This window comes from Streptomyces sp. S465 (assembly GCF_026898115.1).
GTDB classification, from domain to species: Bacteria; Actinomycetota; Actinomycetes; order Streptomycetales; family Streptomycetaceae; genus Streptomyces; species Streptomyces luomodiensis.
In genome coordinates, this window is the sequence record NZ_CP114036.1 from 5052625 (window position 1) to 5067224 (window position 14600).

Annotated in this window: 8 protein-coding genes and 1 pseudogene; 6 read left to right on the forward strand and 3 right to left on the reverse strand. The window is 73.5% G+C overall.

The genetic code is table 11. The features are described from left to right. The first annotated feature begins 45 nt into the window (after positions 1 to 45). A complete protein-coding gene (locus tag N6H00_RS21355) occupies positions 46 to 1329 on the forward strand; it encodes an adenylosuccinate synthase (protein WP_268973413.1) in 1284 nt (427 codons plus the stop codon). Between the two features lie 67 nt (positions 1330 to 1396). Here N6H00_RS21355 and N6H00_RS21360 read toward each other — a convergent pair whose 3' ends face one another. Continuing rightward, positions 1397 to 3268 carry a protein kinase domain-containing protein gene (locus N6H00_RS21360; RefSeq protein ID WP_329618689.1) on the reverse strand — a complete coding sequence of 624 codons (1872 nt, stop codon included), beginning with the start codon at positions 3266 to 3268 and terminating at the stop codon, positions 1397 to 1399. A 1730-nt stretch (positions 3269 to 4998) separates the two neighbouring features. Then, positions 4999 to 6348: pseudogene (locus tag N6H00_RS21365) on the reverse strand (serine/threonine-protein kinase); the annotation flags it as partial. A gap of 353 nt (positions 6349 to 6701) precedes the next feature. Between N6H00_RS21365 and N6H00_RS21370 the strand changes: the two are divergent. Together N6H00_RS21370 and N6H00_RS21375 are read left to right on the forward strand one after the other, a co-directional pair. Further along, positions 6702 to 7436: a GntR family transcriptional regulator gene (locus tag N6H00_RS21370; protein WP_268973415.1), complete on the forward strand. Its 735-nt coding sequence runs from the start codon at positions 6702 to 6704 to the stop codon at positions 7434 to 7436. Positions 7437 to 7563: 127 nt separating this feature from the next. Beyond that, positions 7564 to 8214: a hypothetical protein gene (locus N6H00_RS21375; protein ID WP_268973416.1), complete on the forward strand. Its 651-nt coding sequence runs from the start codon at positions 7564 to 7566 to the stop codon at positions 8212 to 8214. A gap of 38 nt (positions 8215 to 8252) precedes the next feature. Here N6H00_RS21375 and N6H00_RS21380 read toward each other — a convergent pair whose 3' ends face one another. Next, positions 8253 to 8987: an SLATT domain-containing protein gene (locus tag N6H00_RS21380; RefSeq protein ID WP_268973417.1), complete on the reverse strand. Its 735-nt coding sequence runs from the start codon at positions 8985 to 8987 to the stop codon at positions 8253 to 8255. A 315-nt stretch (positions 8988 to 9302) separates the two neighbouring features. Between N6H00_RS21380 and purD the strand changes: the two genes are divergently transcribed. The 3 genes from purD to N6H00_RS21395 all read left to right on the forward strand — a co-directional run bounded on the left by purD (position 9303) and on the right by N6H00_RS21395 (position 14503). Continuing rightward, positions 9303 to 10568: a phosphoribosylamine--glycine ligase gene (gene purD, locus N6H00_RS21385; protein ID WP_268973419.1), complete on the forward strand. Its 1266-nt coding sequence runs from the start codon at positions 9303 to 9305 to the stop codon at positions 10566 to 10568. Between the two features lie 312 nt (positions 10569 to 10880). Further along, positions 10881 to 12731, forward strand: coding sequence for a hypothetical protein (locus N6H00_RS21390; protein WP_443073002.1), 1851 nt, complete (start codon positions 10881 to 10883; stop codon positions 12729 to 12731). A gap of 272 nt (positions 12732 to 13003) precedes the next feature. Then, positions 13004 to 14503 (forward strand): N,N-dimethylformamidase beta subunit family domain-containing protein, encoded by a 1500-nt coding sequence (locus N6H00_RS21395; protein WP_268973421.1) that lies wholly within the window; start codon positions 13004 to 13006, stop codon positions 14501 to 14503. The last annotated feature ends 97 nt before the right edge of the window (positions 14504 to 14600 follow it).

The following is a 14600-nucleotide window of genomic DNA, read 5'->3' on the forward strand; positions in this document are numbered from 1 at the left end:
CACCACGCACGTTGGACATGCCCCGCCCGGAAGGGGTGTACGCCTGTGCCCGCACTTGTGCTGCTCGGTGCTCAGTGGGGTGATGAGGGCAAGGGAAAGGCCACCGATCTGCTCGGCGGCTCGGTGGACTATGTAGTGCGTTACCAGGGCGGTAACAACGCGGGCCACACCGTGGTCGTCGGCGACCAGAAGTACGCGCTGCACCTCCTCCCGTCCGGAATCCTCTCGCCCGGGTGTACCCCGGTCATCGGCAACGGCGTCGTCGTGGACCCGGCGGTCCTGCTCTCCGAGCTGAGCGGACTGAACGAGCGCGGCGTCGACACGTCCAAGCTGCTGATCAGCGGTAACGCCCATCTGATCACGCCGTATCACACGACCCTCGACAAGGTGTCGGAACGATTCCTCGGCAAGCGGAAGATCGGCACCACCGGTCGCGGTATCGGCCCGGCCTACGCGGACAAGATCAACCGTGTGGGCATCCGGGTCCAGGACCTCTTCGACGAGTCGATCCTGCGGCAGAAGGTCGAGGCGGCCCTGGACTCCAAGAACCAGGTGCTCGCCAAGCTCTACAACCGCCGCGCCATCGCGGCCGAGCAGGTCGTCGAGGAGCTGCTGGGCTACGCGGACCAGCTCAGTGGCTATGTCACCGACACCACCCTGGTGCTCAACAACGCCATCGACCAGGGCCAGGTCGTCCTCTTCGAGGGCGGTCAGGGCACGCTGCTCGACGTCGACCACGGCACGTACCCCTTCGTCACCTCCTCCAACCCGACCGCGGGCGGCGCCTGCACCGGCACCGGAGTGGGCCCGACCAAGATCAACCGCGTGATCGGCATCCTGAAGGCGTACACCACCCGCGTCGGCGCGGGCCCGTTCCCCACGGAGCTGCACGACGAGGACGGCGAGAAGCTGCGCACGATCGGCGGCGAGCGGGGCGTGACCACCGGGCGCGACCGGCGCTGCGGCTGGTTCGACGCGGTCATCGCGCGCTACGCGACCCGGGTCAACGGCCTGACCGACTTCTTCCTCACCAAGCTCGACGTGCTCACCGGCTGGGAGCGGATCCCGGTCTGCGTCGCGTACGAGATCGACGGCAAGCGGGTCGAGGAGCTGCCGTACAGCCAGACGGACTTCCACCACGCCAAGCCGATCTACGAGACGCTGCCGGGCTGGTCGGAGGACATCACCCAGGCCAAGACCTTCGACGAGCTGCCGAAGAACGCGCAGAAGTACGTCCAGGCGCTGGAGGAGATGTCGGGCGCCCCGATCTCGGCGATCGGCGTCGGGCCGGGCCGCGACGAGACCATCCAGATCAACTCGTTCCTCTGAGACCCCGGTGGGGTACCGGTGGCGGTCCCGGTGAGGCCCCGGTGGGGGCGTGGCCCGCGCGCCGGCGTCAGTGTGCCGCGGGCGGGCCGAACACCCCGGCGGGCTGCTGCGGCAGGCCGACGGGCTGGGCGGCCCGCCGCTCCTGCATCTTGGTGATCCGCCGTACCACGACGAAGGCCAGCAGCCCCGCGAGGATGCCGATGCCGTCGTCGACGATGTCGAGGATGGCGGCGGGCCGCTTGTCGTCGAGGCCCTCGCCGACGAGGTCACCGCTCCCGGTCACCGGGGTGAGCAGGAACATCAGCACGAAGAACGTCCACCACCAGTGCAGTACGGCGCGTCCGCGGCGCCCGGTGCCGGGGGGAGTGCTGGCGGTCCAGATGTCATTGGCGATCTGCTTGGGCAGCCACAGCTGGGCGATCGGGATGAACCAGGCGCCCACGGCGTAGCCGCTGCCGAACCGCAGCCGGCCGACGTTGAGCACCGTGGCGTTGATGTACGCGATGCGGAACCAGATCAGCCACAGCACCATGACCACCACCACGCTGAGGCGGATGCCGGTGCCCATCGCGTCGACCGCGTCCTTACGGTTGGCGACCGCCTCGGAGCCGATCGCGCCGGCGTCGTGGCCGAAGTACGCGTCCAGCAGCGCGAAGTTCAACGACATGTCGACCAGGGTCAGCGCCAGCCAGATGCCGAACATGCTCAGCAAGGCGTTGGCCAGACCGCGGATCGGCCTTAGCTGCGCGCCCGAGGACGGGTAGCCGACCGGTGTCTGATAGCCGCCCTGCCAGGGCTGGCTCGGCTGCGGTACGGGCCCCGCGGAGCCGCTCATCGGGTACCCGGGCGCCTGGGGCGTCGCGTACGCGGACGGTGTGGCGTACGCGGACGGGCCGGGCGGTGTGTGCGGGCCGAGCTGCGGGTGGGCGTACGGCGAGGGGCCCTGCACCGGCGCCGTGGCGTTGGGCTGCGCGTTCTCCGCCTCCACCTCCAGCAGTTGGAGCGCGTCCCGCCCCAGCCGGGCGAGCAGTCCGCCCGGCAGCCAGGGCTCGCCGTCATCGGCCACCGGCTGGGTGGCGGCGACCAGGTCGTCCACCGAGGGCCGCTTGGCCGGGTCCTTCTGCAGGCACGCGGTGACCAGCCCGCGCGCCCCCTCGGGGAGCCCCGTCAGATCGGGCTCCTCCTGGGCTATTCGGTACATCAGCGCGTGGATACCGCTGTCCAGGTTGCCGAACGGCTGACGTCCGGTGGCGGCGAACGCCAGCACCGAGCCGAGGCAGAAGACATCGCTCGCGGCGGTGACCGGTTCGCCGCGCACCTGCTCGGGCGACATGAACCCGGGCGATCCGACCACCGCCCCGGTCATCGTCAGATTGCCGCCCGTGGTGGTGCCCACGGCGTCCAGGGCGCGCGCGATGCCGAAGTCGATGACGCGGGGGCCGTCGATGGTGATGAGGATGTTGGACGGCTTGAGGTCGCGGTGGACCAGCCCGGCGTTGTGGATGTCGCGCAGCGCGAGGGACAGTCCGTTCGCCAGGATGCGCAGCGAGTGCTCCGGCAGCGCCCCGAAGTCCTCGGCGACGACGCTGTGCAGGGACGGGCCGCCGATGTAGCCGGTGGCCACCCAGGGCACCTCGGCGTCGGTGTCGGCGTCGAGCACGGGCGCGGTCCACTGGCCGCCGACTCGTCTCGCCGCTTCGACTTCCCGCTTGAAGCGGCCGCGGAAGTCGGCCTGGCGTGCGAGTTCGGCTTGTACGAGCTTCACTGCGACGGTGCGGCCGCGGGCGGAGCGGGCGAGATAGACCCGGCCCATTCCGCCCTCGCCGAGCTTGCCGAGCAGTCGGTACTCGCCGATCCACCGCGGGTCCTGGGCCCCGAGGTTCTCCATCGCGGTGTGGCTCCTGTCCCTGTGCCGATAGTCCCTTGCCGATCGGCCGATCAGTCGAGGCGGGTGAACGTCTGTGTCATCGTCTCATCGCTGTAGTCGTCCGGATCGTCATATTCCACACGCAGCTTGTCATGTCCTGAAGACGTGAAGGTCAGTGACGTGCCGGGACCGCACAGATCTTTGGGGGTGCCCCCAGTGAATTTCGAGGGGCTGAGGACGAGCCCCTTCTCCACCGAGACCAGCACCCGGTCACCCTCGCAGTGGTACTTCTTGCTGTCCGCGACGTCCTGGGCCACCACGGTGCCGACCGCGCCCTGTTTGACGGTGATCTTCAAGGTGGCGTCGGGCTTTCCGAACGCGTCCTTGGCCAGCCAGGTGCCCACGTAGGTGTCGGGGATCGGCTTGCCCCCGCTCTTCGAGGGGCGCAGCGTCGCCTCGGAGGAGCCGTTCGGGACGCTCCACGCGAGGGTGCCGTCGTCGCCTATCCGCAGGGTCTGCTCGCCGACGGCGCTGCAACTGTCCTCGGGAATGCTGGTGGTGACGTCCTCGTCCTCGATGAGGAGCAGGTTGTCCGCCGACTTGAGCTTGGCGGAGTCCTGGCAGAACGAGTCCGAGTCGGAGGTCAGGGTCTCGGCGACGAACGAACCGACCGGGCCCTGGGAGAGGACGACCCGGCGGATCTTGCCGGTGGGCTCGCCGTCCTCCTTGATCTCGCCCTCCCAGGCGCCCAGATACTCGGTGGGCACATCGCCGGTCGTCTCCAGCTTGGTCCCGGACGGACCGGGCGAGGGACCGCCGGAGGGGGTCTGGGAGCCGGACGGGTCCGCGGTGCCGGGCGGGGTGTGGGTCATCGTGTCGTAGTCGGGCTTGGCCTGGTCGCCCTCGTCATCGTTCCCCTTGACCACGACGAGGGCGGCGACGCCCGCGATGAGCAGCGTGGCGACGGCCGCCGAGACGACGATGAGCGTCTTACGGCGCCGCCGCTTGGGCTGCTGCGGAGCGGCTCCCCCGGGCCCGCTCGGTCCGCCTGGCGCGCCTGGTCCACTTGGTGCGCCCGGTCCGCCGAAGCCGGCGGAGGGTGTCGCGGCGGCCTGGCCCTGGGCGGTTCCGAACGAGGTGACGTCGGGCGGCCCGAAGGCGTGCGGCGTCTGGGCACCGCCGCCGTCCGCCGCGACGGCCTGCGGCGGCGCGGCGTTCGGCGGGTAGCCGTACGCCCCGGGGGCCTGCGCACCGGGGGCCGCCCCGGCGTAGGGGCCGGCGGAACCGGGCTGCTGGGAAGCTCCGGCGGCCGCCCCTGCCTGCGGCGGTGCGGGGTGCCCGGCGGCGCCATGCCCTGCGTCGGATGACGGCGCCCCGGCCTGCTCGGCGGCGTAGGGGTTGCCGGAGCCGGGCTGGCCGGGCGCCGCCGCGTCCGCGCCGGACGGTCCGCCGGGCGTCGCGGGTGCGGCCGCGTACGGTGCGCCGTGCCCCGGTGCGCCCCGGTCCGGCCCGGCCCCGCCGGGCGAGCCGGGTGGCGTGGCGGCTGCTCCGGGGGCCGCCCCGGCGTGCGCGGCGCCCGCCACCGGTGCGGCGGCGGGGTGACCCGGAGTCGCCTGGTTCGCGCCTGGGCCCGAGGGGCCCGCTTGCGGTGCGGCGTCCGGCTCCCCACCGGGCCGTGGTGTGGCGGACGGCGCCCCGGACCGGCCCGGGGCGCCGTGGTCCGGGCCCGCCTGCCCGGCGGCCTGTCGCGGGTCGGGCGACGGCGCACCGGCGTTGCCGTGGCTCGCCGCGCCCTGGCCTGCGGCTGCCTGCGGCGTGGCGGACGGCCCGGCGGGCGTCGCGGGTGCGGCGGGGTACGGGGTGCCGGGTCCCGGTGCGCCCTGGCCCGGACCGGCCTGTGGTCCGGGGGCCTGCCCGGGGCTGGACGGTGGCGTACTGGCGTGCGGTCCGCCGGGTGCCGCGGGCCCGGCGGCCCCCGCGCCCGCCTGGCTCGCGGCGGTCTGGCCGCCGGGCTGCCCCGCACCGGCCGGCCCCGGCCCCGGCCCCGCCGACGGCGGGGCGGACGGCGCCGGGGGAAGGGGCGCGGCCGAGGGGAGGGGCGGTGCGGTGGGCGGTGGCGGCGTGGGGGGTTCCGCCGGGGCCAAGGGGTACGACGTGGCCGACGGCGGCGCGGAGGGCGGCGGCGGTACGGCGGGGCCCGCCGCACCGGCCCCGGGCGGTACGGCCGGCCGCGCGGGCATCCCCGGCCCGGCGGGCGTCTCCACCTCGAGGAGTTGCACCGCATGCCGTCCGAGCTGGGCGACGAGCCCGCCGGGCAGCCACGGCTCGGCGTCGTCGTCCGGGCCGGCCGTGCGTTCCAGCAGCGCCTCCAGCGAGGGCCGGTCGTCCGGGGACTTCTTCAGGCAGTCGGTGACGAGCGCGTGCAGCCCCTCCGGGAGCCCCTCCAGGTCCGGCTCCTCCTGCGCGATGCGGTACATCACCGCGTGCACACCGCTGTCGGCCGTGCCGAAGGGCTGCCGTCCGGTCGCCGCGTAGGCGAGCACCGAGCCGAGGCAGAAGACGTCGCTGGCCGGGGTGACCCGCTCGCCGCGCACCTGCTCGGGCGACATGAACCCGGGCGATCCGACGACGGCGCCGCTGCGCGTGAGGATGCCGTCGGTGACGGTCTCCAGCGCCCGCGCGATGCCGAAGTCGATGACGCGCGGACCGTCGATGGTGACCAGGACGTTGGAGGGTTTGAGGTCACGGTGGACCAGACCGGCGTCGTGGATGTCGTGGAGGGCCTGGGTGAGGCCGTGGCCCAGGATGCGGACGGTCCGCTCGGGGAGCGGACCGGACTCGGAGACGACCGCGTGCAGCGAGGGCCCGGCAATGTAGCCGGTGGCGACCCACGGGGTGGCGGCCTCGGTGTCGGCGTCCAGCACCGGCGCGGTCCAGGTGCCCCCGACCCGCTGCGCGGCCCGCACTTCCTGTTTGAACCGCCGCCGGAACTCGGCCTGTTGGGCGAGTTCGGTCTGGACGAGCTTCACCGCCACCGTGCGGCCGCGTGACGAATGGGCCAGGAACACCCGGCCCATACCACCTGCGCCAAGGCGCCGCAGCAGCCGGTAGTCACCGATCCAGCGAGGGTCCTCCGCCCCCAGTTCTTGCATGCGTCGATCGTCCCTTCCCCTGAATCCCCCTGATCAGCCCCCTGGAGAGAATAAGGGCGGCTGAGAGCGAAGTGGACGACGCGGACGATCCGTTATCGGTTCCGTATCCGTCCTGTGTCGCGGCCGACGCGGATGCGGCGCGGCCGCCCCGGACCCCGGGTGGGCCGCGCCGGTGCGGTCCGTCTTCCGGCCGTTGCCCGTTTGCCGTCCAGTCGGTGCCCGACCGCCGCCTGGTGTGTGCCCGGCGTAGACCACCGCCGTACTCTGCGTGTTTCGCGCACGACCCTCGCATATCGTGATGCGAAGGCCGTTCGCATTCATACACCGACGGCCGTGGAAGGAGACGGTCCTCGATGCCCGTGCCCGGCGCCAGCCCGGTCAAGCGGAACACCCTGCGGCAGCAGATCGCCGACGCGCTCTGCGACGAGGTGCTCGCGGGCAGGCTCCCTGCGGGGCGCCAGTTCACCGTCAAGGAGATCGCCGAGCAGTACGGCGTCTCCGCGACCCCGGTCCGGGAGGCGCTGCTGGACCTGTGCTCCCAGGGGCTGCTCGATGTCGAGGAGCATCGCGGCTTCAGGGTCCACGAGTTCACCATCGAGGACTTCCGGTACATGGTCGACGCCCGCACGATGGTGGTCGAGGGGGTCTTCCGGCACTACGTCGACCAGACGCTGCGCGCCATGACCCCGCAGGCGCTGGCCTCGGTGCGGCGACGGGCGCAGGAGGCCGAGCGGGCCGCCCGCTCCGGTGACCTGGACGTTCTCATCGGCTACGACCTGCGCTTCTGGCGGGAGATCTGCGGTCTGGTCGGCAATCCGTACGTGTTGGACTTCCTCCAGCGGCTGCGGGTGCAGACCTGGGTCTTCACGGTGCCGTATCTGCGCCGCGTACCCGATCTGCGCGGCATGCTGTGGGCGGGCCACCGCGAGTTGATGGAGGCGGTCACCCGCGGGGATCCCGAGGATTCCGAGCGGCTGATATCGGCGTACAACGCGCATTTCCGTGCGCTGATCGAGCAGTTGGTGGCGGGTGAGGAGACACGCTCGCGGACCGAGCCGGGAGCCGGGCCAGGGGCCGACTCCCCGTGAGGTCCCCCTGAGGTCCCCCTGACCTCCCCCCGATCTCCCCTGTCCGCGTCCAGCACTCTTCGCGCCGCGTACGCGGGGCATTACGCTGGGCCGACCATCGACCGTACGGATACGAGAGTGAGATCGCGTGGCATGTGACCTCTGGCTGGTCCCCCTCGTCGATGTGCTGTGCCACAGCCCCGACAACCCCTTCGCCGAAGAGATCGCCGCGTACGACAAGGCGCTCGGTGAGGCCGGTCTGCCGCCCGTACCCGTTTTCAGTTATATGCCGGGACTATCCGGGGATGTTGCCCCGGTGGCCGGTTTCGACTACGACGCGCTGCACTTTCTCCGCCGCGCCTATCTGCTCCAGCTGTGCGGACTCGCGGTGACACCGGTGGACGAACTCGGCGGCGACTACGAGCAGTTGCTGGAGATGTTCGAGCCCACGGCCCAGCAGTCGCATCTGGTGTGGCACTACGACCACGCGGGCGCGTATGTCCCCGTCGACTTCCCCGGTCCGCTGTCCAACGACGAACTCCTCGAGGGCGGCGGCCCGTTGGGCTCCAGCCACGGACTGCTGCGCGAACTGGAGGCGGTCGCCCCGGCGCTCGGCATCGACCCGTCCAACCCACCGGCCGCCCCCGCGCCCCCGTCCCGCCCGACGAGCCTCGAGGAGCCGGCCGCGTCGGTCCCGTACGAGGACAGCCCCTTCGCGCGGGAACGGCATGTGTGGCTGGGGCTGCACGCGGCGGCGACGCGCAGTCTGGGCCAGGGCTCGATGATCGTCTTCAGCTAGAAGACCGTCTCCAACGGGCAGAAAACCGGCAGAACGAGTCAGCGAGGCGGCTCGGGAGGACGCTGCCGCGGCATATTGGGCCGGGTGGGGCCCGGCGGCAGCGGAAAGCGGCTCGTGGGGCTCCCGCTGTCCGGGCGGGTGCCCTGGGCCATCAGCGACTGGGTGAACAGCGGCGCCGAACCCGAGCCGAAATCCACCATCCAGCCCGCCGTCTCGGCCCGCACCAGCTCCGACACGTCCTCGCAGAACCGGCGCAGCACCGACAGGCACCGCTCCACGGCCTCGCTCGCGGTGCCCTCGGTCGGGCCCAGCACCTCCCGGACGCTCTCCGAGGCCCAGTCGAACTGGAGCGCCTCCAGCCGCCGCTGCACCGCCTGCGCCGTGGCCATGTCCCGCATCCAGCCGGACGTCAGCCCGAAGAACCGGTCGCCGCCGACGCAGGCGACCGCCAGCAGCAGCGCCAGCGCTCCCCAGCCGGCGCCGCCGTCCAGCGCCCCGATCAGATCCAGCAGCGGCAGCACGCCCCCCACGACGGCCGCCACCGTGGCCCCCACCCGCAGCACCCGGGCGGTCCGCCGCTTCCACACCCGGTCGGCGAGGTACCACCGGGCGACCTCCAGCGCGCCCTCCTCGACCCACCGGTACAACTCGTCGAGCCGCTCCGCGGGCTCGCCCCAGTCGCCGTGCGGGAAGGGCCGGCCGAGCAGGTCACCCTGCTTCCTCGCACCCTCCTGCCGAGGGAGCCCCTCGGGCTGCATCTCCGGCTGACTCACCGTGCAACTCCCTCTGCGGCGGCGTTTCTCCTGGCGCGCGGCTGATGCGCGAACCACCATTCCTACCGCCGAACGGCTGGCCACGTGGACCCGAGCCCGGAATGTCCGCTCGTAAGAGCTGCCCCATCGGGTATAGGACCGCCCACCCCTCACCCGAAAGAGTGCCCCCTCGCCCCCTCTCCTTGGTCGTCCTGCACGCGCAGTTCGGTCCGGGCCCGCTCGCCCCACCGGAGGGGGCCGGTTCCCCGGCGATCGGAGACGTCCTCGACGCCCCGCCGACGGATGGCGTCCGGCCGAGGCCGTAGGGTGCATACCGTGAAGGTCCTCGTCATCGGCAGCGGTGCCCGCGAACACGCCCTGTGCCGCGCTCTCTCCCTCGACCCCGACGTCACCGCACTGCACTGTGCCCCCGGCAACGCCGGCATCGCCGAGGTGGCCGAGCTGCACGCGGTCGACGCGCTGGACGGCGCCGCCGTCGCCGACCTCGCCGCCTCGCTGGAGGTGGGCCTGGTGGTCGTGGGGCCGGAGGCCCCCCTCGTGGCGGGCGTGGCCGACGCCGTGCGCGAGCGCGGCATCCCGGCCTTCGGGCCGTCCGCGCAGGCGGCGCAGCTGGAGGGCTCCAAGGCGTTCGCCAAGGATGTGATGGCGGCGGCGGGCGTGCCCACCGCCCGCGCCTACGTGTGCACCACGCCCGCCGAGATCGACGAGGCGCTGGACGCGTTCGGCGCGCCCTATGTCGTCAAGGACGACGGTCTGGCCGCGGGCAAGGGCGTCGTGGTGACCGAGGACGTCGAGGCCGCCCGCGCGCACGCGCTGGCCTGCGGCCGGGTGGTGATCGAGGAGTTCCTGGACGGCCCGGAGGTCTCCCTCTTCGCGATCACCGATGGCGAGACCGTGGTCCCGCTCCAGCCCGCCCAGGACTTCAAGCGCGCCTACGACGGCGACGCGGGCCCGAACACGGGCGGCATGGGCGCCTACTCCCCGCTGCCCTGGGCCGACCCCAAGCTGGTGGACGAGGTCGTGGCCACGATCTGCCAGCCCACCGTCGACGAGCTGCGCCGCCGCGGCACGCCCTTCTCCGGGCTGCTGTACGCGGGCCTGGCGATCACCTCGCGCGGGGTCCGCGTGATCGAGTTCAACGCCCGGTTCGGCGACCCCGAGACCCAGGTGGTCCTGGCGAGGCTGAAGACCCCGCTGGCCGGGGTGCTGCTCGCCGCCGCCACCGGCCGCCTGGACGGTGAGCCGCCGCTGCGCTGGAGCGACGGGGCCGCCGTGACCGTGGTCGTCGCCTCGCACAACTACCCGGGCACCCCGCGCACCGGCGACCCGATCACCGGACTGGCCGAGGTGGCCGAGCAGGACGGCCCCAAGGCGTACGTCCTGCACGCGGGCACCAAGCGGGACGGCGCGTCCGGTGAGGTGGTGAGCGCGGGTGGCCGGGTGCTCTCCGTCACCGCGACCGGCGCCGACCTGGCGAAGGCGCGCGAGCGGGCGTACCGCGCGGTGGGCCGGATCGGGCTGGAGGGCTCCCACCACCGCTCCGACATCGCCGCGAAGGCGGCGGCCGAAGCGGTCTCGTAACCACTCTCACACCGGCTCTCGCACAAGGTGCCGGAAACCGTCCCGGAGGCCGTTTCCGGCTGTTCACAGGGGGTCCGGCGGCGCCACCGAGAAGTTCCCGGTCGCGCCCAAGGCCATTCCATCGGGTGAGCGCTTCCGCATCCTGCTGACGCGCGCCCGGCCCCCAACTAGTGTGCCGCTCAGGCGAGGTGCGGCAACTGGCCCACCGGCATTGCGGAGTGGGCGGCCGGTGCGACAGTGGGTGGGGAGAAGGCAACGCCGCCGTCGTCCGCTGTTCCACCACCGGCCGGACAGTAGGGGGTGACGAGAACCGTGGCAGGTCCCGAAGCAGGTGCGCTGGAGGCGCGCGTCCGCGCCCTCGCGGTACTGCGCATCCGGAGCGCCGCGCTCGCGGTCGCGCTCCTCCCGGCCGCCGCCGCCGTCGTGCTGCTGGCCGGAAGCGCCAGCGGCCGCATCGGCGGCTCGCACGGCCAGGGCTGGACGGCCCTGCGCTGGGTGGTGACCGGCGGCGCCCTGCTGGTCCTGCTGCTGGCGGCGGCCGTGGCCGCCGTAGTCGTCCGGGCCAAGCCCGCGCTCACCCCGACGGTGCCCATCGCCGAGGAGACGGCGCCCGACCTCTACCAGCTGGTCCGCGATCTGGCCGAGCGCCTGGAGGTGCCCGCGCCCTCGGCCATAGCGCTCACCCCGGACTGCGACAGCTGGCTGGAGGACCGTACGCATCCGGCGTACGCGGGCCGCCGGGAGCGCCGGGACCGCGGCGCCCTCGCGGTGGAGGAGCCCCGCACCGGCCGGGGCGCCAGGGCGCCCGGCCGGCCGGCCGCGGACCGGGTCGTGGACCGCCCCGAGCGGCGTGTGCCACGGGCTCCGGTGCTCGTGATCGGTTCGCCGTTCCTGTGGTGGATGCGGGTGGCCGAGCTGCGTGCGCTGCTCGCCCCGGTGGTGGCGGGCACCGGCCCGTCCGTCCACCCCGACATAGCCTCCGCCCGCCGCTTCGTGCGCGGGCTGGACGCCGCCGTGGCCGTCGCGGCCCGCGGCGGCGAGCCGTCGTCCGGCCCCGCCCCCGTCCTGGTGGCGGCGGTGCGCCGGCCCGCCTTCGGCTTCGTCGGCTGGGTCGCCCGGCTGCTGCTGCGCGGCTGCCGGGACCACGCGGCCCAGATGGAGCGGGCGGTCGCCGCGGCCGCCTCCGAGCGGGCCCAGTCGGTCGACTACGGGCTGCGGATCGTCGCCCAGGAGCAGGTGGGCCTCGCCTACGCGGGCTGGGACCGGCTGCTGACCCGGGTCGCGCTGCCCGCCTGGCGGATGGGCCGCTGGCCCTCCCGGCTGGACGCGGGCGTGGTCTCGGCGCTCACCGAGCTGTCCCGCCGCGACCGGCTCGCCGAGGGGTTCACCTCCCGGCTGAGCGAGCGCCCCGCCTGTGACCTCCTGGAGGAGCCCGGGGCGATGGACGAGGCCACCTCGCTGCTCGCCGCCCGCCTCTTCCACGGCGGCCCGTCGGAGCCGGGCCCCGACTGGTCCCCGGTCGACTGGGACACGTACCCGGAGGAGGTCGTGGACCGCAAATGGCGGCAGGAGGCCGCCCGGCTGAACCGCGTCCTGGACGAGCGGGACGACGCCCACGACCCCGCCGGCGCCGGTCCCGCACCGGCTCCGGTGAGCGCCCCCGAACCGCCCACCCTGGCCCGGGTCATCGACCGGCTCACCGCCGACCCGGCCGGCCCCGCCGACGGCCCTGACGGGCTCGACGGCGACGCGCCCCGGCTCGCCGCCCGGCTCAGCGTCGAGGTGGCCCGCGAGGAGGCCGCCGCCACCCGGGCGCACGGCCGGGACCGCGCGGCGGGTGCGGAGGGGCCCACGGCCGGGCCCGGCGGCGACCCGTGGATCGACGGCTTCGCCCCGGTGTTCCCGCTGCAACCGCCCCGCACCGGCCGTGAGCTGCTCGCCGACCACGTCACCGCCATGGTCTGCTGCGCCGCCGTGGACACCGCGGGCGCGGCCCCCGGCCTCGACTGGCTGGACGGGCCTGCGCTGCTCGTCGGCGGGCGGCGGCGGGCCGATCTGGCCCGTCCGGTGCTGAGCCTGGTCGAGGACGGTGACGACGGGCCGTTGCGGGCCTGGCTGGGCGAGGTGGGAGTCCGTCCGGAGAAGCCCGTCCGGCTGGTGTAGCCGCGCAGGGTGTGCCGCGCATCGGCCCTATGTCCGCCCTTGTCGCGCGTTCGGTGGCTGTTTCGGCAAATTAGCGACAATCGGTGATGGAGTGGGTGCGTAATGTGATGTGCTGGGACCGGTCGCTGTCACCCGGCCCAGGAGTCCCGGCCCACCGGCCCGGACCGTCGAACCGGCCCCGCAGCCCGGCCCACAAGGCCGGACCACGGCGGTGCGGTGTGCGAGGACAGCGAGGCGCGGCGCCGCCGGGTACGCAGGGAGGGGAGCAGTTGATGGGGACGGACCAGATCCGGCGCTGGGAATCGGGGGCGCTCGCCCACGCGGTGACGGATCCTTTCGGCCAGGGCCCGCTGCCCTGGCTGCGGGACAGCGAGAACTACTTCGACGACACCGGCCGTGTGGTCCCGTGGTACGTCGACCACGTCCACCTCTCCGGGGCCATCGACCGGGCGGTCGCCCGGCCCGGTGAGAAGGGCCCCGCCAGGATCCCCGGCCCCCGCACCGCCGACGACGTCCACCGGCAGATCAAGGGCTTCCCCTCCGCCTCCGCGGCCGCCCCCGGCGAGGCCATCGACTTCCGGATCACGGTGGACCCGCCCCAGCAGTTCAGCGTGGACATCTACCGCATCGGCTACTACGACGGCGCCGGCGCGCTGAAGATCACCACCAGCCCCCGGCTGTCCGGGATCGTCCAGCCGCCCCCGCTCACCGCCGACCGCACCGTCTCCTGCCACCACTGGTGGCTGTCCTGGCGGCTCCAGATCCCCTCCTACTGGAACCTCGGCGCGTATGTCGCGGTGCTCACCACCGTGGACGGCTACCGCAGCCACATCCCGTTCACCGTCCGCGACAACCGCCCCGCCGATCTCCTCCTCGTCCTCCCGGACCTCACCTGGCAGGCGTACAACCTCTACCCGGAGGACGGCCGGACCGGCGCCAGCCTGTACCACGCCTGGGACGAGCGGGGAAAGCTGCTGGGCGAGTCGGAGGCGGCGACCACGGTCTCCTTCGACCGCCCGTACGCGGGCGCGGGACTGCCCCTGCACGTGGGGCACGCCTACGACTTCATCCGCTGGGCCGAGCGCTACGGCTACGACCTCGCCTACGCCGAGACGCGCGATCTGCACGCGGGCGGCGTCGACCCCACCCGCTACCGGGGGCTGGTCTTCCCCGGCCATGACGAGTACTGGTCGGCGCCGATGCGCCGCACCGTGGAGTCGGCCCGGGACAGCGGCACCTCACTGGTCTTCCTCTCCGCGAACACCATGTACTGGCAGGTCGAACTCGCCCCCTCGCCCTCCGGCCCGGACCGGCTGCTGACCTGCCGCAAGCGGCGCGGCCCCGGCCGCTCGGCGCTGTGGCGGGAGACCGTGCCCGAACAGCAGTTGATCGGCATCCAGTACGCGGGCCGGGTGCCCGAGCCGAGCCCGCTGATCGTGCGCAACGCCGGCCACTGGCTGTGGGAGGCGACGGGCGCGGAGGAGGGCGACGAGCTGCCCGGCCTGGTCGCGGGCGAGGCCGACCGCTACTTCCCGCGCACCGCCCTCCCCGACCACCTCCGCCGCATCCTGCTGGCCCACTCCCCGTACCAGGACACGGAGGGGGCCACCCGCCACCAGGAAACCTCCCTCTACCGGGCCCCGAGCGGCGCTTTGGTGTTCGCGTCGGGGACGTTCGCGTGGTCGCCGGCGTTGGATCGTCCGGGGCATGTGGATGAGCGGGTGCAGCGGGCGACGGCGAATTTGCTGGACCGGATCTGCAAGCGGGGGTGATGCGGTCGGGTGTGGCGGGGGTGCGGCGGTCGGGCAGGGGTGCGCGGCGCTTTGGTGTTCGCGTCGGGGACGTTCGCGTGGTCGCCGGCGTTGGATC

What these genes read in the sequence shown, in the direction of transcription:
- N6H00_RS21370 (WP_268973415.1), top strand. Translation starts at nt 6,702, where the DNA reads ATGCCCGTGCCCGGCGCCAGCCCGGTCAAGCGGAACACCCTGCGGCAG.
- N6H00_RS21395 (WP_268973421.1), top strand. Translation starts at nt 13,004, where the DNA reads ATGGGGACGGACCAGATCCGGCGCTGGGAATCGGGGGCGCTCGCCCAC.